Source organism: Williamsia limnetica, assembly GCF_003217475.1.
GTDB classification, from domain to species: Bacteria; Actinomycetota; Actinomycetes; order Mycobacteriales; family Mycobacteriaceae; genus Williamsia; species Williamsia limnetica.
Window position 1 is genome coordinate 1 of sequence record NZ_QJSP01000028.1, and the last position, 26235, is coordinate 26235.

Below are 26235 nucleotides of genomic sequence, written 5' to 3' on the forward strand. Positions count from 1 at the left end.
ATCTGCTTGAAACGGGGCCAGATCGGGAAAATCCTGGTGGTGTCCTTTTGCCCCTGGGCGATGGTGCGGATCATTCTCCACACCCCGCCGAAGAAGAGGGCCCAGCACACCAGGCTGGCCAGGGCGGCAATGGTGCCGATGGTGATCGTCGCGGTAGTCACGGCGTCACGGCCTTTCTCTATGGAACTTCACGGCCTGTGGTACGGCTATTTCGCACAGCGGCCGTTGGTTCACCCGGATTGGCAGTACACAGCTTGCGCAGTGTTCTCCACTAGGTACGTTAAGGCTTGTCTTTGCAGCACTATTGCGCAGGTTGGCCTAAGTTACCAATCAGTAAGATCCTTTGTGATGTCCGACATAATCCACGCACGAGTTCTATTGCTGTTCGGCGCCTCGATGGTTGCCGTTCAGTTCGTCATCGCGAGCGCTGCGACGTGGATCTACGTGATGGCCTTCGACCGCGAGTTCGCCGTCCCGGAGGCCCCTGCGGCCCCCATGGCGCTGGTGCTCGGTTCCAAGGTCTCTGGCGGTGAACCCGGTTCCTACGTGCGTGGCAGGCTTGATTCTACCCTCCGGTTATATCAGGAGGGCCGCGTGCAGCAGATTCTGAACTCAGGCAACGGACACGAGTCCGCCGGCGACGAACCGCAGGTCATGCGCAGTTATCTGCAGCAGCGCGGCGTCCCCGCGTCGGCCATCATCGACGATCCCGAGGGCTTCGACACCGCAGCGAGTTGCAGACGCGCCCACGACGTCTACGGCGTGGAGGAAGTAGTGATCGTCACGCAGGACTTTCATCTCGGTCGTGCGATCGCGCTGTGCCGCGACGTGGGGATCGATGCGCACGGTGTGTACGCCGACTGCGACTGCGTGATGTGGACCCTCGCCCGGAACCACCTCCGGGAGGCGGTGCTGGCCCGGCCTCGCGCGCTGCTCACGTCATTGACGAACTGAGCTGGGCTCCTCGGCCTCGGTGGCCACGTCATCGTCCTGGGTCTCCAAAGTTGAGGGTCGCTGTTTGCGCTTCTTGGTCAGCGGCAACCGCGGGCGGCCTGTCAGGTACGACGAGCCGGGGATGCGGCGAAGGATCTCGACGAGCATGAGCGAGCAGGCGATGGTGGCGACGTACATCAGGATCGTTGCCCAGGGTGCCCCGAGGGTGTTGATCCACGACTCACCGTTCTTCTGTGGGTACAGGATGAAGAAGATGAAGATGGCGTGGCACAGGAAGACACTGAAGGATCGGTTCGACGCGTATTTGACCACCCGGTCGAAACGCGGTGTGCTCTCCCGGTGGCTGTCGGCCCAGTGCTGGCCGATCGCATACAGGCACCCGATGGCCACGAGGATGAACGGGATCAGGGTCGGCTGGAATGCGGCACTCGCATAGATGGCACGCTCACCGCCGGCGACCCGCATCAAATAGGTGACCTGGGCAAATGCGCCGGTGATCACCAACGCTCCGAACAGCCACCAGCCCTTGCCGCGCAGCCAGAGCCGGATGCCCTCGCGATGTACGGCGACGACCGCGCCGAGGAAGATCAGGAACTGATAGGGCACGAACGTTGCGTAGTAGTGCCACCAGATGCCGGCGATACTTGCCGGAGGCTGCCAGTAGGTGATGACCGATGTGACTGCGACATGGACGCCCAAACTGGCCGTGAGCAGCGCGAGGTGGTGATTGCGCGACTTGCGCACCACCCACAGCACGAGCGGGAAGAGCAGGTAGACCTGCAGCATCACGAACAGGAAGTACATGTGGAAGCCGGACAGGCCCCACTTGAGCAGGTCCCAGAACTCGTCGAGACTGCCCGGGATGTCGGTGGTACGACCGTGGGCCCACATGTCCTCGACGGCCCAGTAGATGAACGACCAGATCAGGTACGGGAAGATCACCAGCTTCATGCGGCGGCGCCAGAAGTCGATCGACCGGAAGTCGACCTTGTCGAAGTTCTGGTGCATGAGGACGAAACCGGTCAACGCGAAGAACATGTTGCGGGTGAAATGCAGCAACAACGTCGTCGAGTTGACACCGACGCTGTCCCACTCATTTGTCGTCGCGGTGAGGCAATGCACGAAGATGACCAGCGAGAACGTAATTGCGCGGATCAGGTCCACATGGTGGAGATAGGCGCGCTTTGCAGATGCTTTTGCGGTGCGGCCGACAGTTCCTGCGTCTGAGGTGCGGGCGGAGGTCGTGGCAGTCATCGCCGTACAGCATGCCGTATAACTCTGAGTTTTCGCTGGGCGGGAGTGCTTCCTCACATGCGGTGGTTACCGTGGCCGGGTGCTTTGTGACGGATGTGGCCGATGATTCCTGACTGGGATGTCCTTGTCCTGCTGCTTGCCGCTGCGGGGGTCGCCGGATGGATCGATGCGGTGATCGGCGGCGGTGGGCTGGTGCTGATCCCCGCGTTGTTGATCGCGTTTCCGGGAGCCCCGCCCGCGAGTGCCCTCGGGACCAATAAGCTGGCGGCGATCTGGGGGACCGGTGCGGCCGCCATCGCCTATTCGCGTGTCACCGCGATCCCTCGTCGCCTGGCGTTGATCTCCGTACCGATCGCCTTCGTGTGTTCGGCCGCCGGGGCGCTGTCGGCGAAGGCGGTGTCGACCGAGATCATCAGGCCGGTCGTGATTGTGCTGATGCTCGCGGTGGGCATCTTCGTCGCAGTTCGACCGTCATTCGGCAGTAACACCGGTGAGAGTCCGCCCCTGACGGTCAAGCAGACGGTCGCCGGCTGCATCGCTTTCGCCGTGATCGGCTACTACGACGGCATTTTCGGCCCCGGCACAGGAATGTTCCTGATCATTGCGTTGACCGCGCTGCTGTCGCGGAACTTCATCGAGAGCGCGGCGCTGGCCAAGATCGCCAACACGGCCACCAACCTCGGAGCACTCGTCGTCTTCTCGATCGGCGGAAATGTCTGGTGGGCTCTGGGTTTCATGCTGGCGGTCGCCAACACCGGTGGTTCGTTGCTGGGGTCGCGAACCGTACTCAACCGCGGCACCGGCGTGATCCGGATCGCGTTGCTGGTGGTCGTGGTCGTGATGTCCGCGAAACTCGCCTGGGATCAGTGGGGCTGACCCGCCGACCGTGCCCTTGTTGGCGTCGACCGTGCCGAACCAGCCGTCGAGCGTGCCTTTGTTGACATCGAGTGTGCCTTACGGGCAACAGATCCGGCATTGTCAGAGGGTGCTGATACAAAGAACACATGAGCACGGGCATGGCTGATCTGATCGACCGCATCGAGGGCATGGCTCTCGACGCGTCGGAGATCGTTGCTGTCCGCGAGGTGTTGTCGCGCAGATTGATCGACGCCCCACTGGCGATGATGTCGGACAAAGAAGCCGTGGAGTTGACGCAGGCCGTCGAGACGCAGACCCGCCGTGACGAGGCCGTCAAGATTCGGCTGTCGGCCGAGCTGACCGAGCGCAGGGTAGCTGCCAAGCTGGGACACAAGCACAACAATTTCCTGCGATTGGTGCTACGCATCTCAGCTGCACAGGCGTCGGGCCGATCGAAGAGGGCTGAGCGAACAGGGATTTGGCACAGCATCACCGGTGAAGTGACTGAACCGCGGTATCCCCACGCCGCAGAAGCTCTGCGGGACGGAGCAATTGGCCTCGCGCACGAGAAGGTCATCTTCGACACGATGACGGCGTTGCCGGCGAGTATTCGCAGCGATCTCGGATTGTGGGCACAGGGCGAGAAGTCGATGGCCGATGCCGCCCGGACCATGGACCCCGACGAGCTGAAAAAGGTCGGACTGCACCTCCATGCGTACCTGAATCCCGACGGCACGTTCGACGACGTCGACCGCAAACAGAAACGAGAATTGAACACCTTCAAGCAGGGTGCCGATCACATGGCCGGGATCAAGGGCAACCTCGATCCGGCGACCAAGGCGCTGTGGGACATGGTCGCTGAGAAATGGGCGGCGAAGGGCATGAACAACCCGGATGACCCGCAGTCGCCGAGTGGGAACGTCGACAAGGCCGACCCGCAAGCCATCAAGGAAGCTGCAGCGCGCGACAGTCGCAGCCAGGGTCAACGCAACCACGACGCGTTCCGCCGGTTGCTGGAAATGGTCGTCGGACAGGGCAAACTCGGTCAGCACCGCGGACTGCCGGCCCGGGTGATCGTGACCATGACCCTCGAGCAACTCGAATCCGAGGTCGGCTTGGCGACCACTGCGTCCGGCGGCGTGATTCCGGTCCGCGATGCGCTCGCTCTGGCCGGGGCGACCCGCAAGTTCTTGGCGTTGCTCGACAACAAGCATCGCCCGCTGTTCCTGGGCCGCCAGGCGCGGCTGGCGTCGGCCGATCAGCGACTGGCCCTGATCGCCGCCGACCGCGGGTGCTGCCGCCCGGGATGCGACAAACCCGCGACCCGCACAGCGGTTCATCACCTCACCGAGTGGTCCAAAGGCGGCCGAACCGACATCACGGCGTTGGCACTGGTCTGCGACGGCGACCACGGACAGGTTCACGACGGCGCGAATGGCTGGCTCACCGAGATCATCACCAATCGCACCGGACCACCGGGCTGGCAAGGCCGGATCGGATGGCGTCAGCGCGGTACGGCTGACCCACCACGTCCCAACAACACACACTTCTCGGAGCTGTTCTTCACGCATCCGGAAATGTGGGATCCCGACGGTGACGACGATGTCGCATGGTTCAAAGAACGCGCACGCGAGGCATTCGGAGAACCACAGTCGGAACCACCCATTCGCACCGTCGACTTCGGATGGCGACGGCCGCTGGCTGCCTGAAAGGGCGGTCGACGAGCACTAGACTCGCAGCCATGGCGATGAGCCCTGCGGAAGACCAGAACCGACGGCTACTGCGTGCCCGCGACACCATGGACCGCGACTACGCTCATAACCTCGACATCCCGAAGCTGGCGGCCATCGCCTACATGTCGCAGGCACACTTCAGCCGGACCTTCCGCGCCACTTTCGGCGAGACGCCACATCGACATCTGCAGCGTCGCCGGATCGAACGTGCGATGGCAATGCTTCGGGGATCCGACACCTCGGTCACCGACGTCGCGCGCCTGGTCGGTTTCGAGAGCCTCGGGACGTTCAGCCGGACATTCCGGGCTGTCACCGGAAGTTCCCCCAGCGAGTTCCGTGCCCTCTCACAGCCCGTCGCCGCGCCGGTGTGCTTCGTGAAGAGCTGGTCGAAACCGAGCAGTTTCGGAGAAGCCGTCCCGGTCCCCGAGTTCTAGGGTTGGCCCATGTTCAACAAGATCACCATTCACTCGGTCACCGTCCTCGACCAAAACGAGGCACTCGACTTCTATGTCGGGAAGCTCGGATTCGAAGTCGCAGACGACGTCGACATGGGCTTCATGCGCTGGCTTACCATCGTCCTGCCGTCCGATCCTGAACGACACATCCTCCTTGAAGTCCCGGGGCCGCCTGCCCTGACCGAAGAGGTGGCCGCTCAGGTTCGCGAACTCCTGACCAAGGGCGCGCTGGGCCTCGCAGCGATCCTCACCACCGATGACTGCCGCAAGACGTACGAGGAATTGACGGCAAAGGGAGTCGAGTTCACCGAAGAACCGATCGAGCAGCCCTACGGAATCGACTGCGCGTTGCGGGATCCGTTCGGCAATCACATCAGGATCACGCAACCGGTGACAGGCCCGGTCGAGATCACCCCGGCCGATATCGCGAGATGGGCGGACGACAACGTCTGACGGCTCGTCACCACCACTGCGTCAGCGCATCCCGCAAACTCTCATCCAACGCCGGCACCAGTGTGCGCACGAAGCTGGTCGTCAGGTGGTGAAAGTCGTGCCACACCAAAACGTTCCCGACAATCGCAGGGCACGTCGTGTCGTCGCACATGGCATCGGTGAAATCGAGGAAAGTCATGTTCGGGAAGTCCCCTGCGATGGCGGAAGTGGGGTCGAGCGATGACAGTGCATGTTCTCGGTCGACACCGCAGTCGGCGGCCGACCGGCCTTCAGCGAGACACTCCGGCGGGGTCAGCGTCGGGCCGAGGACCCACGGGGTGTCGCGTACCGCAATGACCTGCTGACCGCGGTCGCGAAACTCGGCGAAGATCTCCAGATAGTCGTTCGGTATGTAGTCACCGGACCCATCCCCGTCGGTCGGTCGGGTGCTCGTGGTGAACACGGCATCAGGACGATCGATGGCCAAGCGGTCCATCACCTCTCGAGACCACACGTTGCACTCCGGATATGCGGAGCCGATGGGTGCCAAGATCGTGGTCGTGATCAGTGGGCACCCTGCCTTCAGGTACGTGTTGACAGCGAAGCCGCGTTCGCGGCCGATCTCATCCAGCGCGGTCAGCCAGTGCTCGGAATGCGACCCGCCGACCAAGGCCACTGTCCGTGGTGCGCCAGGAGCGCCGTAGACCCCGACGCGCACCAGCGGGTCATCGAAACCCGAGACAAACCCCTGCTGCGACGAGATCGGCCAGTCATCTTTGACCGCAAGCGGATCCGGCTGCGGTTCCACCAGCAGCACCGGCGCATCCGACCAGAACGCGCGAGCACCGGGGTAGAGCTCGGGGTCGAGCGCCGTGGCGTCGACCATGATCCGCTGACCGTGGGACCTCCAGTCATGGACAACCCAGCCGGCGGTGACGGACGCAGCGAGGAGAAGGCAGGTCATCGTGGCGGCGTACGTCGGCACGAACCGCCGCCTCCGGTGGTCGGAAGACCGCCGGGACCGCAGCGGGATCTCGACGAATCGCGTTGTCAGATAAGCCAGTACCACCGACACCGCGATGATGGCTGCGCCTTCGACGAAGGTCACGTCGCGCTGGTAACGCCAGGCGAGATAGAAGATCAGCAGCGGCCAATGCCAGAGGTAGAGCGCATAGGCGATGGAGCCGAGCCAGACGGCCCACGGGTGGGCGAGCCAAGTACTCGCCGTGGATCGGCCGATGCCGGCGGGAGCGGTACGCGCCGACCCCACCCAGATCAACAGCAGGGTCGCGCCAACCGGCACCAGTGCCATCGTGGACGGGAACTCCTCGACCCCGGCGATCCACCATCCGCTGCTGACGATGAGAACCAACGCCGCGACGCTCAAGGCTGACCGCAGCCATTGCGTCATCGCAAGACGCGGCATCCAGAGTGCCAGCAGCCCGCCGACCAGGGGTTCCCATGAGCGAGCGAGGGTGTCGTAGTAGTTGAACGGCTGGTCGATACCGTGGCGGTGGACAGCCCAGGCGAAGGACGTCAACGCGGCGGCGCCCAGGACCGAACCGAGTGCGCCGCGGATCACGGCGGGCTTACGCAGCGCCGCAACACTGATGCCGAGGATTTTGAGGAGTCCGCCGACCAGCAGCAGCGCGACGAGGGTCCCTACAAAGAACTGCCCCTGCACCGACATCGACCACAGATGTTGCATGGGACTGTTCGCAGAATCAGCCGCCGCGTAGTCCTGGGACGCGAATGCCAGATGCCAGTTCTGGTAGTACAGCGCCGACGCGATCACCTCGCCGCTGAGCGATTCCCACCGAGCTCGTGGCAGCACGAGCAACGTCAGCGCCACGATGGCCGCCAGGACGACGAGCAGAGCAGGCAGCAGTCGTCGCATCAGTCGCCACAGGCGGGTCAGCGGATTGATCGCCGACATCCACGACGTGTCGGGACCGTTGACGGCGACCACATGCTTGTACAGCGATGCCACGAAGAAGTACCCGGACAACGTCAAGAACACGTCGACGCCGCCGGATACTCTGTCGAACCAGACGTGGAAGACGACCACCAGGGTGATGGCCAGGCCACGTAGGCCGTCGAGGTCGGACCGGTACGTGTCGGTTCGGGCGACGTGCGAGTCGGTCACCACCAGCCGGGCAGCGCCTTCTGAAGATCCGCGGTCAGAGCGGGGATCAAGCTACGCACGAATGTCGCAGTGAGGTGGTGGAAGTCGTGCCACAGCAGGATGTTGCCCACCACCGCCGGGCAGTAGGTGGCATCGCACATGGCGTCGGTGTAATCGAGGAAACTCATGTTCGGGAAGTCGGGTGCGATGGCCAGCGCGGGGTCGGTCGGTGCCATCACCAGTGACCTCTCGACGCCACACACCGACGGCTTCTTGCCCAGGGCCAGGCACTCGGGTGGGCTCTCTTGCCCGACTGACCACGGGTTGTCGCGTACTGCAACAACTTTCTGCCCGCGGTCGCGGAACTCGCTGAAGACGTCGATGTAGTCCTTGGGCACGAAGTCGCCGGTGATCTGGCCTTCGACCGGGCGAGTGCTGTTGGTGAACACCACATCCGGTTTGTCGACAGCGAGGCGATCCATCACGTCGCGGGACCACTCGTTGCACTGGTAGTACTTCTGGCCGAACCAGGTGAAGACGTGATCCGTCGTCAACGGGCAGCCGACTTTCAGATACGTCGTGACCTTGAATCCCTGGGCTTTGCCGATCGCGTCGAGTGCGGTGATCCAGTACTCCGCGTGCGATCCACCGACCAGCGCGACGGTGCGGGTCGCGGCCGGGTCGCCGTAGACCCCGACCTTGATGGAGCCGTCCTTCCAGCCGGAGATCACCGAGTCGTAGGACGTGATCGGCCAATCCTTGTCCACCACCTGGGGGCTGGGTTCGGCTTCGACGCGTGGCACCGGTGCGTTGTCGAGGAAGGCGCGGGCGCCGGGGTAGAGGCGTGGATCGAGGTTCTCGGTGTCGACGGTCAGGTTTTTGACGTGGTCGTTCCAGCGCCAGATTCCGACGCCGGTGACCGCGGTCAGGACGACCAGAATCGAGGTGAGCACCGTCGCGTAGCTGAGCCACCGAGGGTTCGGTGCGGGTGCGGGTGTGGACATGGGCCCCGCAGATTTCTTCTTACCCGCTCGCAGTGGGGACTCGATGTACTTGGCAGTGGCCCACGCCAGCGCGAGCGAGACGGCGATGATGCCGGCGCCTTCGATGAAGTTGGCTCGATCTTTGTATTGCCAGGTCAAGTAGAAGATCAGCAGCGGCCAGTGCCACAGGTACAGCGCGTATGCGATCGAGCCGAGCCACACGATCGACGGATGTGCGAGCCACGAGCTCACCGAACCTGGCGCGGAACCATTTCCGGGCGCGGTCTGCCGTGAACCGCTCCAGATCAACAGGAGTGTCGCACCGACCGGGACCAGCGCCATCGTCGACGGATACTGCTGGACGCCGACGATCCACCAGCCGCAGCTGATGATTAAACCGAGCGCGATGAGGCCTAGCGCATTGCGCATCCACTGCGGCATCCGGACCCGAGGCATCCAGACCGCGAGCAGGCCACCGACGATGGGCTCCCAGGTTCGGGCGATGGTGTCGTAGTAGTTGAAAGGCTGGTTGATGCCGTGTCGGTAGTGGGCCCAGGCAAATGAGACCGCTGCGACGACGAGCAACGCGGTGAAGACGATCCCGCGGATGACCGGCGGTCTGCGGAAGGTGGTGAATCGCGTCGCCAGCAGCTTCAGCACCCCGCCGAGTGCGAACGCAGCCAGCATCGTCACGACGAAGAACTGCCCCTGGACGGACATGGACCAGAGGTGCTGCATCGGGCTGTTGGCCGAGTCGGCGGCGGCGTAGTCCTGCGAGGCCAGGGCGAGATGCCAGTTCTGGTAGTACAGCGCCGAGGCGATCGCCTCGCTTCCCAGCGGTGACCAGCGGGTCCGCGGCATCAGGATCAAGCACATCACGACGATGAACAGCAGCACCGTCAGCAGCGCCGGGAGAAGTCGTCGGGCCAGGCGCCACAGACGAGGGCCCGGGTTGAGCGCCTCCACCCAGCTGCCAGTGGTCGGATTGGTGGCCAGCACATGCTTGAGCAGCGACGCCACGAAGAAGTAGCCGGAGAGGGTCAGGAAGACATCGACACCGCCGGAAACCCGTCCGAACCAGATGTGAAAGACGGCAACCAGCGTGATCGCGATCCCGCGCAGGCCGTCGAGATCCAGGCGATATTCGCTAACCGAGGTGCGTTTGGGAGGGCTGGACTCGACGGAGGGGTCGGTCACGGGCGCACTCACCCGACAAATTGTTCCAGATGAACCTATGGACCAAGCAGTCGACGCACGCGTTTATGAGGCAGATCTCTGTGGTTCGGCGAGGGCGACGGCCAGCTGATCCATCGATAAAGACAGCTCGTCGGCCAGAGCGGCAATGGTGAAAAAGGCCGGTGTCGGGATGCGTCCGGTCTCGATTTTCCTCAGGGTCTCGACGGAGATGCCGGCCGCGACCGCCACCTGCCCCATGCTGCGATCGCCGCGCGCTGCGCGCAGGACCGCACCGAGCCGACGGCCCCGGTCGACTTCGCCGGGTGTGAGGGGTACGCGAACCATGCCCGTATAGTAATACCGGTATTTTAATACGCGCAAAGGAGTGTGGTCGTGGTCGACCTCAAGACCCCCGGAGAGATCGAGATGATGCGCGAAGCCGGACGCGTCGTCGCCCGAGCGCTGGCTGCGGTGAAGAGCGCCGCGGTCATCGGCTCCACCCTCAAGCAACTCGATGATGTCGCCGCCGCCGTGATCTCGGATGCCGGCGCGAAGCCGGTATTCCTCGATTACCACCCGAACTGGGCCCCGACCCCATTCGCGGGGGTCATCTGCGCCAGCGTCAACGACGCCGTGGTCCACGGCATCCCCGACGAGCGGCAGATCGGCGACGGCGATCTGGTGAGCATCGATTGCGGCGCACTTCTCGACGGGTGGTGCGGCGACGCGGCGATCAGCTTCGTGGTCGGCGAGGCGGACCAGGCCGATCTCGACCTGATCGCAGCCACCGACGCCGCTCTGATGCGGGGCATCGAGGCCGCACAGCCCGGCGCCAAGATGGGCGATATCGGACACGCGATCGCCGGTCCCGCCCGCATCGCCGGTTACGGATTGCTCGAAGATCATGGGGGACACGGCATCGGCCGCACGATGCACGAGGCGCCGCATGTCCCGAACGAAGGACGCGCCAGGCGTGGCCTGAAGTTGAAGCCCGGACTCGTGATCGCCATCGAACCGATGCTGATCCGAGGGGGGACAGACCAGTACGTCCACGCCCCCGACGGCTGGGAGCTGCGCAGCGCGTCCGGTGCCCGCGCCGCGCACTCCGAACACACCGTTGCGATCACCGAATCCGGTCCACAGATACTGACGACCCTCTGAGGCGCCAGTCCCTACGAGCCGTTCTCATGAAAGGCCCCTTTGTGACCACTGTTCCGATGCCTCTGCGGACACGCGCCTTCGGCGTTCTTCTCAAGAAGATCGCAAAAGAGCCCACCACCCCCGACCAGATGATCGCGCTGCGCATCAAGCGGGAGAAATTGCTGTCGACCGGCGTCGGCCGGTTCGTCTGCGGTGCCGACTCGCCGAACGTCGAGGTCGATGAGGTGATCGCGGAGATCGAAGGGCGCGCGGTCAGACTCCGCATCCACCGCCCGATCGGCGCAGTCGGAACGCCGCCCATCGTCGTGAATTATCACGGTGGCGGTTGGTGCCTCGGTTCGCCCGAGCAGTCGCGGTGGATGGCGTCCCGGGTCGCGGAGCGCGCCGGCGCGGTAGTCGTGTCGCCGGTGTATCGACTGGCGCCGGAGCATCCTTTTCCGGCAGCGGTCGACGATGCGTGCGGTGCCCTGCAGTGGATAGGCCTCCACGCCGCCGACCTCGGCGGTGATCCCGGCCGGATCGCAGTGATGGGTGACAGCGCCGGCGGCAACCTGGCCACCGTCGCGGCTCTGGCAGCGCGAGATGCCGGCGGACCCGAACTCCGCGGCCAAGTCCTGATCTACCCGGCGGTCGAGATGTACGAGCGATGGCCATCAGAGGATGAGAATGCGGACGCGCCGGTCCTGACCTCGTCGGGGATGCACACGTTCACCGAGATGTATCTGGCCGCCGACCACGGCACCGAGGATTGGCGCGCATCACCGATCCGCGCCGCCTCACATGAGGGTCTTTCGCCGGTACTGATTCTCACTGCGGGCCACGATCCACTGCGCGACCACGGCCGACACTACCGAGAGGTTCTCCAGGCGGCGGGGGTGCGAGTCGAGCTCATCGACTACCCCGACACCGTGCACGGATTTGCCGCACTGCCTGGGGTCGCACCCACAGCTCACACCGCTCTCGGCGACATCGTCGCGTTCCTGAAGGGGGTCTTCTGATCCGGCTCTGACAGCAATCGCGCGATTCGTGCTGTGCCGGTGACACCGGGCCTGTAACTTCTCTTACACTTCAGCAGAGAGGGCAATCGCATGGCGCGAGCGGCGAAACCGGCAGGCAGGCACAAGAAGTCAAAGTCGGTTCGCCGGCGGCAACGCGCGGGGGTTGCGACCGCGGCAGTGATGACAGCAGCGATGGGCGCAACAGTGACCCTCGGAGCGGCACCGGCGTCGGCGGTGGACGTGCTGACCTTCCGTGAATGCTCCGCCGGTAGCGGGGTGAAGACCAGTACGGTCGACTGCAAGGACAGCATTGCACCTCCGCTGATCGGCGTCCTCAGTCAACTCGGTGTCGACCTCCCGATCACCAGTACCGCCGCTGCACGTGCGCCCATCATCATTCCGCCCCTGATCGTGCTCGGAGTCGAGATAACCCCGGAGATCGTCGTCGATCCGGGTTCGACCGCCAAGATCTCCGGTGTCGGTGTCGCGTATGCCAATTCGCAACTCGGAACGGGTCACGCCGAGGCAAACGCGTGGGGGTTCGTCAGTGCTGCGGTGGCGCTCAACGCCCTGGGTGGAGGAACGGCCACGGCTACATCTTTGCCGCTCGGTGTCACGATTGCGGCATCGGACTCCGGAACCTCCACGGCCTTCGCGATCGGTGGGATTGCCACCGCCATCGACGTCATCGGCGTCGCCCAGAACGTCAGTTGCCTGGGCTTGGTCACCTACGCCTCAGCATCAGACATCGGGAGCTGCGCCGGATTACTCTTCCTCTTCAGCGTCGAACAGGCGGCGGGTTCACCTGAATACGTATTCGCGATAGCCGATCCGACGTCACTGCAGATACTCAGCAACGACGGTGGGCTGATTCCGCTGCCTATTCCGCAGTTCACTCGCGACCTCATACGCATCGGTGTCGGTGGTCCCGGGGGAGTCCGCATCGAGAGTGATCTGGTGCCGCCAACCGCGACGTCGACGCAGGTGTCCGCCAGAGTCGCTTCGGCGCCGGAGCCGAGCATCACCGCCGTCGCCGATGAGTCGGAGCCCGCTGCCGAACCCGAGCAGGCGTACGTAGGTAAGCATCGCGCGGTTGAGCCGGTTGAGCCGGTTGAGCCGGTCGCAGAGGTCGAAGAAGTGGAAGAAGAACCAGCCGAGGCGATCTGGACCGCACCGGAAGACGTCAAGGATGCGCCGCCTGAGTCCGAGCCGGCAGCTGGACCTGATGCGACCGTCACCGCCGAAGAAACCGACACCACGCCGTCGACACCGGCCTCGGCCGAACCGGCAGCTGACTGACAGCAGCCAGCGAGCTCCCGCTCATGAAACTTGGTCCCGCTCGCTCTGTAGCGCGAGCGGGACCAAGTTCTGCGAGCGGGAAGGGGTCCGGGCCGGGGTCGTGGTCGGTTGTGGTCTATTCCGGCCCGGCAGGCCCGTAACCGGCTGCGCGGAGCATCGACAACATCTCCGACCGCGATCCGGCGCCGATCCTGCGCCGGATGCGGGCGACATGATGCTCGACCGTCTTGGCTGAGATGTACAGGTGTGCACCGATCTCGCGATAGGTGTGGCCGAGAAGCAGATGGCGGGCCACCTCGGCTTCTCGTTCGGAGAGCTGACCGGCGGACGCGGGCTTGTCGGGCGTCGGTGCATGGGCGGTCACGCCACCCCCAGATCCTCCGCCGACGAGACGCGCGACCTGGAGCAGAGTCGTCGCAGAGTGCGTGTCGTCGACCCGCAGCGCGGCTTCACTCGCCAACCGCGCTGCATCCCAGGGTAATCCGGCCTCATCCAGCTTGCGGGCAGCCGACTCGACCTCAATGACGTCGGGACTGCCCTGCATGACTCTCAGCCAAGCCCGGCCGGCGCCGGCGAGCGCGGCAGCGAAGGGGTCATCGTTCGCGGCCTCGCCGAGCATGCGGGCGTATGGAACCAGTGCGGCCGGATCGTCGGACAGGATCGCGGCCTGCACCCCGTACCAACTCCACGACGTGGCCCACACCGGTGGCGACCCCAGTTCCGCGAGGAGGCGATCGGCGTCGTCGACCAAGTGTGTGACCCGTGCACCCTCACCCAATCGGACTGCGGCAAGCCAGAGTTCACCGAGCGGTAGGAGGTTGAACAGGTCGGTCTCCATCTCTGCGACTACCGGTGCGGCATCCTTCCAAGCGTTGAGCAGGCCGCCGGCGTCACCGCGCCGCCGGGCTATCGCCACGGTGAGTGCGCGCGCCACCACTTGGTCCCGAAAATGCTGTGGTGCGCAGGACTTGACGATGTCGGCGGCTCCATTGAGGTCGCCGCCGAGCATCACCGTCCAACCGAGCAGCAGCTTCTCTCGGATTGCGCCCGCGTTGGCGGATCGGCCGAGCGCGGAGCGGGCACCGACGAGGTCACCGCCGTGTAGCGAGAGCAGGGCTGCGATCGCTGTGGCCGACTCGGGCTCGGCCCGATCATGCGGGCGGGACAGCGAAGCGGACCGCAGCACGCTGCCGATCGCGGCTGCCCGGGAGGTGGTCAACGAGGTCACCAGTCCGGTGGACAGCAGTAAGGCCCGAGAGTTCTCGGTGGTCGGGGGCGCGCTGGCTGCTGCCGCGGTGAACTCGTCGGCACCTGCCCGGTCACCGGTGCCGAGAAACGCCAGGACTCCGAGTGGGGCGTCGGCGCCTGCTTGCTCGGGCCCGAGCCAGCGATAGAGAGCCGCGCATCTGGAGTAACTGCCACGTCGTGCGGCCACCGCCGACGCGATCCGGACGGCATCCCGCCGCGCGGCGGCGGAGCCGTCGGCCAGGGCGGTGTCGACCAGAGTGGTCGCGGTGTCGAGATCTCCGGCACGTACAGCGGCGTCGGCGAGCGGTAGATTCGCGACGTCGGGGTCGGCACCGGCGGCGAGTGCGGCGGTCCACAGGGTCACGGCGCGCGCCGCGGGGGCGGTGGCCGCGGCGTCCGAGAGCAATTGGGCGAGTGCAGGAGTGGTGATGCCCGCGTGCGCCGCGGTGATGGCGGTGTCCTCGCGCAGTACACCGTGGGCAAGCAGTACGTCCACCAATGCCCGATGGATGGAGGCCACGACGTGCTCGCCTCTGGCCACCCGCAGTCGCGGGGCCACGGAGGCGAGCAATGTGTCTGTGGCACTGAGAAATCCACTGCCGCGTGCTCGATCGAGAGCGCCGCATGCGATGTCGTGGGCTATCCCGAGTGTTTCTGCGATCGTGTCCGGATCCGGCGCCGGGTGCAGGCCGGCGATGGTGAGCACGTCCAGGGTGGCCGGATCCAACTCCCGCAGACGCCGCTGCTGCCACAGTGAAATGGCCTCGCGGACCGGCACATCGGGCTCCACAGAATCGTCGGCGGCCGTCCGCGCCGCAGCCAGCGCGGCGTTCACAGCCGCCCGGACGCCACCGCTGTCGACGCGGATTGCTTCGGCGACCACCGGGGTGATCGTCCCACCGGCGCGGGCGAGGATGTCCGCGCGCGACAGGGGCGCCAGGGTGAAGGCGGAACCGGCTGCACCCAGCTCCCGGCGCAGCTCCCTGAGGGCGGGATCGTGGAAGCGTGGTTCGGACGCGACGATCACGGTCGCTTGTGGGGACGTCGCGAGTGCCGCTATACGGCGCAGTGATTCGGCGTCCTGTGCGTGTGCGTCGTCGATGACGATCGCGGAACCCGGGTAATCGTCGGGTGTCGACGACACGGGGGTCCCGGCTCGTTTCAGCGCCGATCGGCACGAGTCGAGTAGTTCGGTCTTCCCGCTACCGGACACCCCGGTCACAAAGGCGATCGTGGGCTTGCCGGCTTGGAGCCGCGACAGCAACACCTGTGGTGCCGGAGACGAAGCGGAGCGGAGCTCGACTCGTGATGCCGGAGAGGAAGCGGAGCGGAGCTCGACCTTTGATGCCGGAGACGAAGCGGAGCGGAGCTCGACCCTTGGATCAGGCATACCCGCAGTGGTCACCCGAGGACGCCGCCGACCAGGCCTCCGACGCCGTCGCCGACTCCACCGACCACTCCTCCGACGCCGTCGCCGACTCCACCGACCACGCCTCCGACGCCGTCGCCGACGTCGGCCGGGGTACCACCGACGCCCCCGCCGCCGGGAGATTCGCCGCCGGATGTGTCGCCGCCACCGGTGCCGCCACCCGAGGTGTCTCCGCCGCCCGAGGTATCACCACCGCCGGGTTGTGCCGGTGGGGGCGTGCCCGCGACCGGTGCATTGTCGGCGGGTGCGGTGCCGGTCTGACCGGCTACCGGAGGAGCCCCTGCGGCAGTGGTCGCCGTCGCACCCGAAGTGCCCCCGGAACCCGGTCGCCCAGGGGTTGAGGTGGATCCGGGGGTGCCGTCGGGGTTGCGTGCAGCAGATTTGCTGGGAGCACCCGCGGTGCTGGAAGGCGCCGATGAACTCTTCGCCGGGGCCGTGGATTCCGAGGAGCCGGCTGACGGCTTCTTGTCGTCGGTCAGTGCTGTGCCGACCGACAGGCCGCCCGCGGTCAACAAAGCGATTGCGGCGGCGACTCCGACGACGACGGCGATCCGCTTGGGGCGCGACATCGTCTTGGGCTCTGCAGCAAGGGTTCTCGGCGCCGGGGTGATCGCCCGCGCGGCTGACGGGACCAGCTCGGCCGACGCGGCGGCGGGCGCCGCGGATGCGAGCTGCGCCTGCGCGGCAGCAGCTTTGGCCGCCGAAACACTCGCGGCTGCGATGGTCGCGGCGCCGGTTGCAGAGGTGATGGTGGGGTCTGCGTTGACGGCCACAGGTATCCGCAGGGTCGACGACACCAGCTCGCTGACCAACGGTGTCGCCGCACCGCCACCGATCAGCACGATGGTCGAAACCCCCGCCAGGTCGATCTCTGCGAGGTGGAGGGCTTCGCCGATCAGCGACATCGACGAGGTCAGTGGTCCGCGCAGCAGTTCTTCGAGCTCCGAACGCACCAGGCGGGCCTCGGTGCGCAGACCGGGCAGGTCGATCGAAACAACGGTTTCGGTGTCGACGGACAGAGCTTCGCGGGCAACCGCGCACCGGGTGCGCAGTTCGGTGAGTGCCGTGATCGTCGCGGGATCGAACGGGTCGATGGTGTCAGCGGCGCCGACGGACGCGAGGACGTGGCCCAGGACCAGATGGTCGAACTGCGAGCCGCTGACCTCTTCGGAACGCAGCGGTCGTCCGAGGATCCGGGAGCCGGGTCCTCCGGTGACGACCGCGACGTCGAGAGCGGAACCGCCCAGATCGTAGACAACCAGCGCGCCGTCCACCGGTCCGCGCCGCGACTCGAGTGCGGCGACGGCGGCGATGGCTTCGGGAACGATCGTGACCGGGGGTAGAGCCTGGTCATCGGCGGCGGATTCGAGAGCCTCGATGGCGTGCGGTTGCCAGTCGTTGGGGCAGGCGACGACGATCTGGTCTGCGTTCCAGCGGTCGACCTCGGCGGCCAGATGGCCCATGGCCGCGGCGTAGAGGTCCTGGCCGGTGTACTGCGTGCCGTCGTCGCCGAGGAGGGCGACGGGATCGCCGACGCGGTCGGCGAACCCGGTGATGCGATGCGGTCCGGCGGTGTCGGTCAGTCGGGGCTCGTGATCGGGGGTGAGGTCGAGGTACGGACCGGCGACGACCACGTCACCGACGGGACCGGCCTCGTCCGCAGGCACTGCGACACAGGTGGTGCTCCCGATCTTCACTCCGAGCGCTGTCCCCATCTTCGATGTGGCCATGTCGACGACTCCCTCTGCTGCGAACGTTTGTATGCGTCGGCGTGTGCTGTGATGCCGTCTTCCATTCTGTCGCCGCAGGTGAGGCCCGTGTTACCCATTCGGGGAATCACTCGAGAAGTAAGGGGTGATTCACCGATCCCCGATCATCGGATACCCCGGATCCCCTAATGCCCCGGCCCCGATTCCCCTATAGGGGGTTCGAAAAGCATGGGGCTCCAACCCGTTGGACGGAGGGCGAGGAGTTCGTAGCGTTGTTGTCACTCACCGCGGATCCGATGCCTGGATCTGCCCCGGATACAGGAGATCCCCATGGCCAGCAACGCAGTACTCGATTTCATCCTCGGGCTCCTCCGTGACGAGCAGGCAGCCTCGGCCTACTGCCTCAATCCGCAAGGCGCCCTCGACGCGGCAGGTCTGCCCGACCTGAGCCACGCCGACATCGTCGCCGCGGCTCCGCTCGTCGCCGACTCGGCATTGTTCGACGGCGGCTCCAGGCTGACCCAGATCGTCAACGCCGGAGGCGGCGCGGGAGTGGTCAACGTCGTCAATATCGGGAACATCGGCAACATCGGGGCGATCGGTGGCGGGATCGCCGCGGGTGGCCTCAACTTCGGGAACGTCGACTTCGGTGATCTGGTCTTCGGTGGGATCGACTTCGGCAACCTCGAGTTCGGCAACTTCGGCGGCATCGACCTGGGCTCGATCGATCTCGGTTCCATCGATCTCGGAGCAATCGACCTCGGTTCCCTCGACCTGGGCGTCATCAACTTCGGCGACCTCGACTTCACAGCCCAGTTCGCAGCCATCCTCGCCGCGAGCTTGTCAGCGGCACTGACCGTCGGCGGCGAGCTCGCGGCCGGCTTCGGTGCGGTACTCGGCGGCGTCATCGAGGCGGCGCTCGAACTCGGCGGCGACCTCACCGGTGTACTCGACCTGGACGGCGTACTCGACATCGGCGCCACGGTCGCCGCGATCATCGGCGGCGGACTGGGTGTCACGGCGGGGCTGACCGGCCAGCTCGCCGCAGCCATCAACGCAGCGCTCGCTGCGGCGGGTGGCCTCGACCTGGACGCGGTCCTCGGTGCGGGCGGGGCCATCTCTGCCGCGCTCTCCGGTGCGCTCGTGCTCGGCGGCGATCTCGCCGCGGCGGTCGGAGCCACGTTCGGTGCGGTGCTCGGCGCCGGTATCGGCGCGGGTGCCGACCTCGTGGGCGACCTCGCCGGCGCGTTGATCGCCGGAGTCGATGTCGGTGGCGCGATCGGTGCTGTCGTCGGAGGCGCAATCGGGGTCGGCGCAGATCTCGCAGGCGGCTTCGGCGCGACCCTGACCGGACTTCTCGGTGCCACGGGCGCGCTCGACGGAGCGCTCGCCGCAGTTCTCGACGCCGACGTCCTAGCAGGTCTCGTCGGTGGTCTGACCACGACGCTGCAGACCACCTTGGCCGGTGTCCTCGCGGCAGGCGGTCAGGTCGGTGCCGACCTCGGTCTGGCAGTCGGCGCACTACTCGGGGGTGCCGTCGACCTGGACGTCCTCGATCTCGACGCAATACTCGGTGCCGACGCGACGATCGCTGCGTTGCTGGCAGGCGCGCTGGAACTCGGCGGTGGCGTCACCGCCGGATTGACCGGCGCTCTGACCGCGCTCATCGGTGCCGGTGGCGGCATCGACATCGACGGCGTCCTCGGCGCCGGCGGCGATCTGGGACTGGCGGTCGGCACGGTGCTGGCGGGTGCGCTCGAGGCGGGTGGCGACCTCGGCGGGTTGTTCGGTGTGGCGCTCGGTGGAGTCGTCGGTGGAGTACTGACCGGTGACCTCGCCGCACAGCTGACCGGCCTGCTGGCAGGGGACGTGGATCTCGGGCTCGCACTGGGCACCGTGTTCGGCGGTGCACTCGATCTCGCCGGGGCGGCCGATCTCACTGCCGGCGTCACTGCTGCATTCGGTGGGGCACTCGCCGCAGCGCTCGGCGCCGGCGGGCTGCTCGACGTCGACGTGGCCGGTCTGCTGGCCGGAGGGCTGAGTGCTCAACTCGCCGCCGCGCTGGCGACCACGCTGGCTGCGGGCGGCGCCCTCGCCGGAGACTTCGGCGGATCGCTGAGCGCAGTACTGGCCGCGACCACCGAACTCGTTGCTGCCACTGATCTTTCCGGGTTGCTGAACCCGGAACTCGGGCTGGGCCTGGCCACCGACCTGGTCGGCGCCCTAGGTGTCGGCGGGGTCCTGGATACCGATCTGGACCTCGCCGACATCCTCTCCGCAGGTGGCGACGTCGCGGCGGCCATCGGGGCCACCGTGGGAACGACCCTGGCAGGCGCTCTTTCGGGTGAGCTCGGTACACAGCTCCTGGGTGTCCTCGACGGCGGCATCGATCTCGGGACGGGCCTCGGCGTCGTCCTCGAGAGCACGCTCGCCCTCGACGGCGGTCTGGCCGCCGGGCTCGGCACCCAGATCGGTGCCGCGCTCGCCGCCGGCGGTGTGGTCGCGGCCGACGTCACCGGCCTGCTCGAAACCGAGCTCGAGACCGGCCTCGACACCTCGCTCCTCGCGGCCGGCGCGCTGGCGGGCGGCGTCGGGGCCGTGGTGGACGGTGGTTTGGCAGGAACACTCGGTGCGGCAGGGGCATTGGCAACCGGACTGGACACCGCGGTGGACGGCGGTGTCGGCGGTGGACTCGCTGCGGCGGGCGTGGTTGCAGGCGGGCTCGAAACGGGTCTCGGCGCGGCGATCTCCACCGGAGGCGGAGTGATCGCAGGCGGCGACGTCGTGGCGGGCGGTTTGCTCGGCACCGCAGTGGACACCACAGCGGGCCTCGAGACCGGCATCGTCGGTTCCGTCACCGGCGGACTCGCAGGCACCGCGGGCGGTGAACTGGACCTCGGCGGACTCGGCCTTGGTGGTCCCGATGCCGCTGGTCTGGATGTCGCTGGCGTGGTCGGAGGAGGGGCAACCGCTGAACTCCAGGGCGCCCTGGACGACCTCGGTGCACCGGCCGCTGACGTCACCGGCGGATTCGCCGACCCGATCGCACCTGTTGCCGACACGGCCGGCGTGGTCACCGAAACCACGGGGGGCCTGACGGGATCGTTGACCGAGACCACGACCGAGACCACGACCGGTGTCGCGGGCGGGAACGCCTGGTCGGACATCGATGCCGACAACACCTTTGGTTCCGGCGCCGACACAGGACTCGACACAGGTGGCCTCACCGGCAACCTCACCGGCGGTCTGCTGGGCGGCGCGGGAGTCGGTGGCGATACCGACGCCGGTGCGACGTCCACGGTGGATGGCGGTCTCGACGATTAGTCCCAAATAGCCAGACAACTACTGACAGCCAGAAAACTACTGACAGCCAGAAAACTACTGACAGCCAGACAACTACTGACAGCCAGACAACTAGCAGTACGAGGGGTGTAGCTGTCGACGCTGTCACGCCATCGGTCCCATGCGCAGTGCCTCATCGGCGATACTGTGGCTGGGACCGATTGGCGTGTACCCCGAGCCCGGCGGGTGCAGCCACATCGGGGTTGCTCTCGTTGACGAACAGGTCGGATGCCGGATGAAAAGCGAAGTGGCCACTGCCGCGCCAACAACCACGGGTGAGCTCGGTGAGTTGCTCGGCCGGATGGGTGAGATCGCGGCTCGTTCTGGTCGACAGGATCTGGTGGCGCGTCTGGACGGTGCCCGCACGAAGGTCACCGACCCCAGGCTCAGGATCGTCGTCGTCGGACCCCTCAAGCAGGGCAAGAGCCAGTTCGTGAACTCGCTGCTCGGCATCGATGTCTGTTCGGTCGGTGATGACGAGACGACTGCCGTCCCGACCCTGGCCGCGTACGCCGACGAGGCGTCGGCGCACCTGGTTCTCGATCGCCCCGGCTCCGAGCCCGAACGCGTGACGGTTCCGCTCGACCAGATCAACGCGATCACCCCGGATCATCCCCTCGCGGGAGGGTCCACCGTGTTGCGTCTGGAGGTGAACGTCCCGAGCCCGCTGCTGGCGGACGGTCTCGTCCTCGTCGACACGCCCGGTGTCGGAGGGCACGGGAACCCGCATGCGGCAAGCACTCTGGGACTCCTACCCGCAGCAGATGCGGTCTTCGTCGTCTCGGACGCCAGCCAGGAGTTCACCGAGCCCGAGGTGGCGTTCCTCAAACAGGTCGTGGGTTTGTGCCCGACGGTCGCGTGCCTGATCACCAAGACCGATCTGTATCCGCATTGGCGTGCCATCGTCGAGGCCGATCGGGCGCACCTGCGGCGTGAGGGCGTCGACGTCCCGCTGCTCCCTGTGTCCTCGCTGCTGCGCTCGCATGCGTTGCGACTGAAGGACGATTCGCTCAATGCCGAAGCGGGCTTCGTCGAGGTGTACCAGTTCCTGCGCGATCGGGTGGTCGCACGAGCGGCCGAGTCGACGAAAGCCTCTGTGGCGCTGGATCTGCGCTCGGTCTCCGAGCACCTCGCGCTGACATTGGGCAGTGAGCTCGCAGCGCTTCGCAATCCGGAGAAGGCGGCCGCGGCGGTCGCTGAACTGCAACGGGCCAAGGCGACAGCCGACGAGATGAAGAAGCGCACAGCGCTGTGGCAGCAGACCCTGTCCGACGGCATCACCGATCTCGCCGCCGACATCGACCACGACCTGCGAGACCGGCTGCGAGCCGTCACACGGGAAGCCGAGGACGCCGTCGATCAGGGCGACCCCGGGAAGGACTGGGCACAACTCGGTGAGTGGCTCGAGGATCAGATAGCAGTGGTCGTCGGCGACAACTTCGTCTGGGCACACGAACGCGCGATCTGGCTCTCGGAACGGATCGCCGAGCACTTCGCCGACTCGGCGCAAGCGCACCTGCCTGCGCTCGACATCACCGACATCGACGGCGTCTTCGACACGGTGACCGAGCTGTCCGAACTCGAGTCGGGGCGCGTCGGGATCACCCAGAAAGTGCTGATCGGGATGCGGGGCTCCTACGGGGGTGTCCTCATGTTCGGACTCATCGGCACCTTCGCCGGTCTCGCCCTCATCAACCCGATCTCCGTCGGTGCCGGGCTGTTGCTGGGAACCAAGGCCTACAAGGACGACAAAGAAGCGCGGACGGTTGATCGGCGGCAAAAGGCGAAGGCCGCGATCCGCAAGTTCACCGACGACGTCAGCTTTCAGGTGGGCAAGGAATCCAAGGATCGGTTGCGACACGTCCACCGTGCGCTGCGCGATCACTTCACCGAGATCGCGGAGCAGTCCGCACGATCGATCGGTGACTCGCTGCAGGCCGCCCAGGAAGGTGCCGCTCTCGCGACGTCCGAGCAGCGGCAGCGGACCGCGCAGCTCGAAGGAGAACTCAAAGCGGTTGCGGCGCTGCGGAAGCTGGCGCTGCAGCTCGATTCGGCGGGTTCGCAGACCGCCGTGTCGCGGGCAGGGCAGTCGTGACCCCGAGCACCCTCGACCGTGCCCGGGAACTGATCGACGCGACCGAAACGCTGTGCGCGGGCGATCGCTGGGCCGCCGAGCGCCTTGCCGATTGTTCCCACCGCCTCGAGGAACCGCTGCGGATCGCCATCGCGGGATCGCTCAAGGCGGGTAAGTCGACCTTGCTCAATGCCATGGTCGGCCAAGACATCGCGCCGACCGACGCCACCGAGTGCACCCGCGTGGTGACCTGGTACCGGCGGGGGATCAACCCGAAGGTGACCGCCCACTACGACGGCGACCGGTCGGCCGGCATCCCGGTGTTGCGCCGCAACGGCCACCTCACCTTCGACTTCGGGGAGCTCACCGCCGAACGGGTGGACCGCCTCGACGTGGAATGGCCGGCCCGCGCGCTGCGGACCACCACGATCATCGACACCCCTGGCACCGCGTCGCTCTCGCGCGATGTCTCCGCACTGACGGTCGACATGCTCACCCCGGATGACGCGGAGTCGGGCGCGGACGCGGTGGTCTATCTGTTGCGAACGCTGACCAATACGGACACCTCGTTCCTGGGTCGCCTCGGGGAGTCGATCGGCGGCGACTCGGGCCCGCTGGGGGTGATCGGCGTGGTGTCGCGGGCCGATGAGATCGGTGCCGGGCGGATGGACGCGATGATGTCCGCGAAGCAGGTGGCGGCGCGGTTCGCCGCCGAACTCGAGCGCACCGGCCTGTGCCAGGCGGTGGTACCGGTCGCCGGACTGCTGGCCCTGGGAGCGCGAACCCTGCGGCAGGTGGAGTTCGTCGCCTTCGAGGCGCTGGCGGCGGTGTCGCCTGAGGACCTGCAACTGGCGATGTTGTCTGCGGACAGGTTCGTGCGGCCCGAAACCCAGCTACCGGTGGAGCCGCAATTGCGTGCCGAACTCCTCGATCGGTTCGGGATGTACGGGATCCGGCTGGCAGTCACCCTGATCCGGCTCGGTACCTCCGATTCGCCGACTCTCGCCACGGAACTCGTCGATCGCAGTGGTCTGACCGAGCTCCGGCAGATCATCGACGTCCAATTCGGGCAGCGGGCCGACCAATTGAAGTCGCACACGGCGTTGATCGCCCTCGACCGGATCCTGTCGCACTACGATTCGGCCGATACCGCGGCACTGCGACGCGCCACCTCCCACCTGCTCGCCGACACCCACGGGTTCACCGAGCTCCGGTTGCTCGGCAGGTTGCGCGCCGAGGAGACCGCGTTGCCACCCGCAGAACGCGATGAACTGCAACGGATCATCGGTGGGCAGGGGACCCAGCCCTGGGCTCGGCTCGGTCTCGCGCCCGACGATTCGATCGACTTGCACCGCACCACCGCCACGGACGAGGTGCGACGCTGGCGCACCAGGGCGGCACATCCGTTGTTCGACCGGCCGACATCGGTGGCCTGCACCGTCGCCGCCCGGAGCGCAGAAGGCATTCTGGCGGAACTCGACTCATGAGCAGACTGCGCTTCGACGGTGACATCTCCGGTATCGGTACCGCCGGCGGCACCCGAATCGTCATCGGTCACTGGCCGCACTCGCATCTCGGCGAGTTCGCGGACGCCATGGTCGAGTTCTCCGGCGGTGAGCGGCTCCTGATCGCGCCGAGTGAAGAGGTCCGCGACTTCGTCACCGCCACCTACAATTTCGACCGCACGGTGATCGCCGAGGTCATCTACACGTCCGACGGTCCGCGGATTCACGTGGTCGCGGGCGAGTTGGAGGTGTCCCTTGAGGTCGGGTCACCGACGGTGCTGGGCCGGCTGCTGTCGATCATGCCCAGAGCTGTGGTCACGGCGCCGTGGTTCTGCGCGATCAGCGACCCCATCGCCCGCGTCTTCCTCCGTGGCGTCCGGACCCGGGGTACGGCAGGCGGTGGTAGACGCGAGTACTACGGTGCCCGTGGTCAGCGGCGCATCACCAGCGCGACGGCGACGTGGCAGGGCAAGGATCTCGGTGGGCTGACCCCGGTGGATCCACCGGTCAGGTTCGGCTTCGGTTCCACCCCGAAGGCCCCGTCGACGACCCTGATCACGACGACGATCGACCAAGAATAGGTCGGTTCGACGGTGAAGAACGTCCCACCTGAGGGGGTTCGAGGGGAATGCTCCCTCGGTGGATCTCGCCGGGGACGAAGATCCCCGCGCTGTCGATCAGCGCCGGGGCGGCGCTGCCTTGAGCCACGTGCCAACGGCGGGCGCATAGAGCAGAGCGGTCGCGATCAGCGCGCCGACGGCCGTCACCAGGGGTAGCACGGACACCACCGGGCCGACGACATCTCTGGCGGGTTCGGCCACCAGCCAGAACTGGATGCCGGCGGCCACCGCGAGCAGTCCCACCACGGTGAGCATCGTGCGGCCGGAGCTGATCCGGTCCCGCACCCGGATGATCCCGACCACCGCGAACGCCAGGATCACCAGCGCTGCGGCACCGTTGCCGATCATGATTAGGTTCACCGTGTCGTCGACGTCGCTGCGACTGGTCGCGGGATGGTCGGCGGCGAGTGAGTCGCTGATCGCGCTGCGAACGGCCACGTGATTGAAGGCCTGCCAGATGGCCGCGAGCACCAATGCGGCCAATGCGACCAACCACGCCGTCATCGCGATGTCGACGATGCGAGGCCGCTCATCCGGGACTGGCTCATGGAGCGGGGCGATCCGGATCTCCGGCCTGCCCGGACGCGGGCGCGGTGGTGGCCGTCCGGGTTCGGTCATGGCGCGATATTACGCCGGGCGACACCCGATCGAGGTCGAGTTGAGTGGAACTCGCTCAAGTTTCTCGGAGATTCGGGAACACACTCGGCACGGGGTCCGTTACACCTCTTGAGAGACCTGAGCGGCCAAGACTCAAGCCGGTTTGACGGAAGGTATCGTCGGTCGGTAGAAGTTGAGTCGATCGCGCTGAGGTCTCAAGCCAAAAGACTAGATCGTGAACACCCCGTGCTCCGCTTGCCGCGGATGCACTGCTTATAGGAGG

At 66.3% G+C, this 26235-nt stretch carries 19 protein-coding genes; 12 read left to right on the forward strand and 7 right to left on the reverse strand.

Features of this window, described 5'->3' with window-relative positions:
• The first annotated feature begins 348 nt into the window (after positions 1-348).
• Positions 349-954 carry a SanA/YdcF family protein gene (locus DFR67_RS28570; RefSeq protein WP_110472851.1) on the forward strand — a complete coding sequence of 202 codons (606 nt, stop codon included), beginning with the start codon at positions 349-351 and terminating at the stop codon, positions 952-954.
• On the opposite strand, the gene DFR67_RS28575 is transcribed toward DFR67_RS28570, so the two are convergent.
• On the reverse strand, positions 940-2208 hold the full coding sequence (locus tag DFR67_RS28575; RefSeq protein WP_110472852.1) for an acyltransferase: 1269 nt from the start codon (positions 2206-2208) through the stop codon (positions 940-942). The two genes, DFR67_RS28570 and DFR67_RS28575, sit on opposite strands and share 15 nt — an antisense overlap.
• 102 nt (positions 2209-2310) lie before the next feature.
• Between DFR67_RS28575 and DFR67_RS28580 the strand changes: the two genes are divergently transcribed.
• From DFR67_RS28580 to DFR67_RS28595, 4 genes are all read left to right on the forward strand, one after another.
• Positions 2311-3084, forward strand: coding sequence for a TSUP family transporter (locus DFR67_RS28580; protein WP_110472886.1), 774 nt, complete (start codon positions 2311-2313; stop codon positions 3082-3084).
• Between the two features lie 128 nt (positions 3085-3212).
• On the forward strand, positions 3213-4775 hold the full coding sequence (locus tag DFR67_RS28585; protein ID WP_110472853.1) for an HNH endonuclease signature motif containing protein: 1563 nt from the start codon (positions 3213-3215) through the stop codon (positions 4773-4775).
• A 32-nt stretch (positions 4776-4807) separates the two neighbouring features.
• Positions 4808-5233, forward strand: coding sequence for a helix-turn-helix domain-containing protein (locus tag DFR67_RS28590; RefSeq protein WP_245938223.1), 426 nt, complete (start codon positions 4808-4810; stop codon positions 5231-5233).
• 9 nt (positions 5234-5242) lie between these two features.
• A complete protein-coding gene (locus tag DFR67_RS28595; RefSeq protein WP_110472854.1) occupies positions 5243-5707 on the forward strand; it encodes a VOC family protein in 465 nt (154 codons plus the stop codon).
• Between the two features lie 7 nt (positions 5708-5714).
• Here DFR67_RS28595 and DFR67_RS28600 read toward each other — a convergent pair whose 3' ends face one another.
• The 3 genes from DFR67_RS28600 to DFR67_RS28610 are packed head-to-tail and all read right to left on the reverse strand — an operon-like array spanning position 5715 to position 10315.
• Entirely contained in the window at positions 5715-7832 is a 2118-nt protein-coding gene (locus tag DFR67_RS28600) for an acyltransferase family protein (RefSeq protein WP_245938224.1), read from the reverse strand.
• Positions 7829-10003, reverse strand: coding sequence for an acyltransferase family protein (locus DFR67_RS28605; protein WP_110472856.1), 2175 nt, complete (start codon positions 10001-10003; stop codon positions 7829-7831). The genes DFR67_RS28600 and DFR67_RS28605 overlap by 4 nt, the downstream gene beginning before the upstream one ends.
• Before the next feature lie 51 nt (positions 10004-10054).
• Entirely contained in the window at positions 10055-10315 is a 261-nt protein-coding gene (locus tag DFR67_RS28610; RefSeq protein WP_084834973.1) for a helix-turn-helix domain-containing protein, read from the reverse strand.
• 48 nt (positions 10316-10363) lie between these two features.
• On the opposite strand from DFR67_RS28610, the gene map reads away from it, so the two are divergent.
• The 3 genes from map (at position 10364) to DFR67_RS28625 (ending at position 13428) form a co-directional block, all read left to right on the forward strand.
• Complete coding sequence (gene map / locus DFR67_RS28615) at positions 10364-11131, forward strand: type I methionyl aminopeptidase (RefSeq protein ID WP_110472888.1); 768 nt, start codon at positions 10364-10366, stop codon at positions 11129-11131.
• A gap of 56 nt (positions 11132-11187) precedes the next feature.
• Positions 11188-12129: an alpha/beta hydrolase gene (locus DFR67_RS28620; protein WP_211325194.1), complete on the forward strand. Its 942-nt coding sequence runs from the start codon at positions 11188-11190 to the stop codon at positions 12127-12129.
• Positions 12130-12219: 90 nt separating this feature from the next.
• The gene (locus tag DFR67_RS28625) at positions 12220-13428 is read left to right on the forward strand and encodes a hypothetical protein (protein ID WP_110472858.1); all 1209 of its coding nucleotides are present in this window, start codon (positions 12220-12222) and stop codon (positions 13426-13428) included.
• 115 nt (positions 13429-13543) lie between these two features.
• On the opposite strand, the gene DFR67_RS28630 is transcribed toward DFR67_RS28625, so the two are convergent.
• Both DFR67_RS28630 and DFR67_RS28635 read right to left on the reverse strand, forming a co-directional pair.
• On the reverse strand, positions 13544-15898 hold the full coding sequence (locus DFR67_RS28630; protein WP_158540064.1) for a LuxR C-terminal-related transcriptional regulator: 2355 nt from the start codon (positions 15896-15898) through the stop codon (positions 13544-13546).
• A gap of 179 nt (positions 15899-16077) precedes the next feature.
• Positions 16078-17835: an Hsp70 family protein gene (locus DFR67_RS28635; protein ID WP_110472860.1), complete on the reverse strand. Its 1758-nt coding sequence runs from the start codon at positions 17833-17835 to the stop codon at positions 16078-16080.
• 309 nt (positions 17836-18144) lie between these two features.
• On the opposite strand from DFR67_RS28635, the gene DFR67_RS28640 reads away from it, so the two are divergent.
• The 4 genes from DFR67_RS28640 to DFR67_RS28655 all read left to right on the forward strand — a co-directional run bounded on the left by DFR67_RS28640 (position 18145) and on the right by DFR67_RS28655 (position 25316).
• The gene (locus tag DFR67_RS28640; protein ID WP_110472861.1) at positions 18145-21138 is read left to right on the forward strand and encodes an IniB N-terminal domain-containing protein; all 2994 of its coding nucleotides are present in this window, start codon (positions 18145-18147) and stop codon (positions 21136-21138) included.
• A gap of 253 nt (positions 21139-21391) precedes the next feature.
• Entirely contained in the window at positions 21392-23251 is a 1860-nt protein-coding gene (locus DFR67_RS28645; protein ID WP_110472889.1) for a dynamin family protein, read from the forward strand.
• Complete coding sequence (locus DFR67_RS28650) at positions 23248-24717, forward strand: dynamin family protein (protein WP_110472862.1); 1470 nt, start codon at positions 23248-23250, stop codon at positions 24715-24717. Before DFR67_RS28645 ends, DFR67_RS28650 begins: the two co-directional genes overlap by 4 nt.
• Positions 24714-25316, forward strand: coding sequence for a hypothetical protein (locus DFR67_RS28655; RefSeq protein WP_110472863.1), 603 nt, complete (start codon positions 24714-24716; stop codon positions 25314-25316). Before DFR67_RS28650 ends, DFR67_RS28655 begins: the two co-directional genes overlap by 4 nt.
• Before the next feature lie 96 nt (positions 25317-25412).
• Here the strand turns inward: DFR67_RS28655 and DFR67_RS28660 are convergent, their stop codons facing one another.
• Positions 25413-25973: a hypothetical protein gene (locus DFR67_RS28660; RefSeq protein ID WP_110472864.1), complete on the reverse strand. Its 561-nt coding sequence runs from the start codon at positions 25971-25973 to the stop codon at positions 25413-25415.
• Positions 25974-26235: the final 262 nt, after the last annotated feature.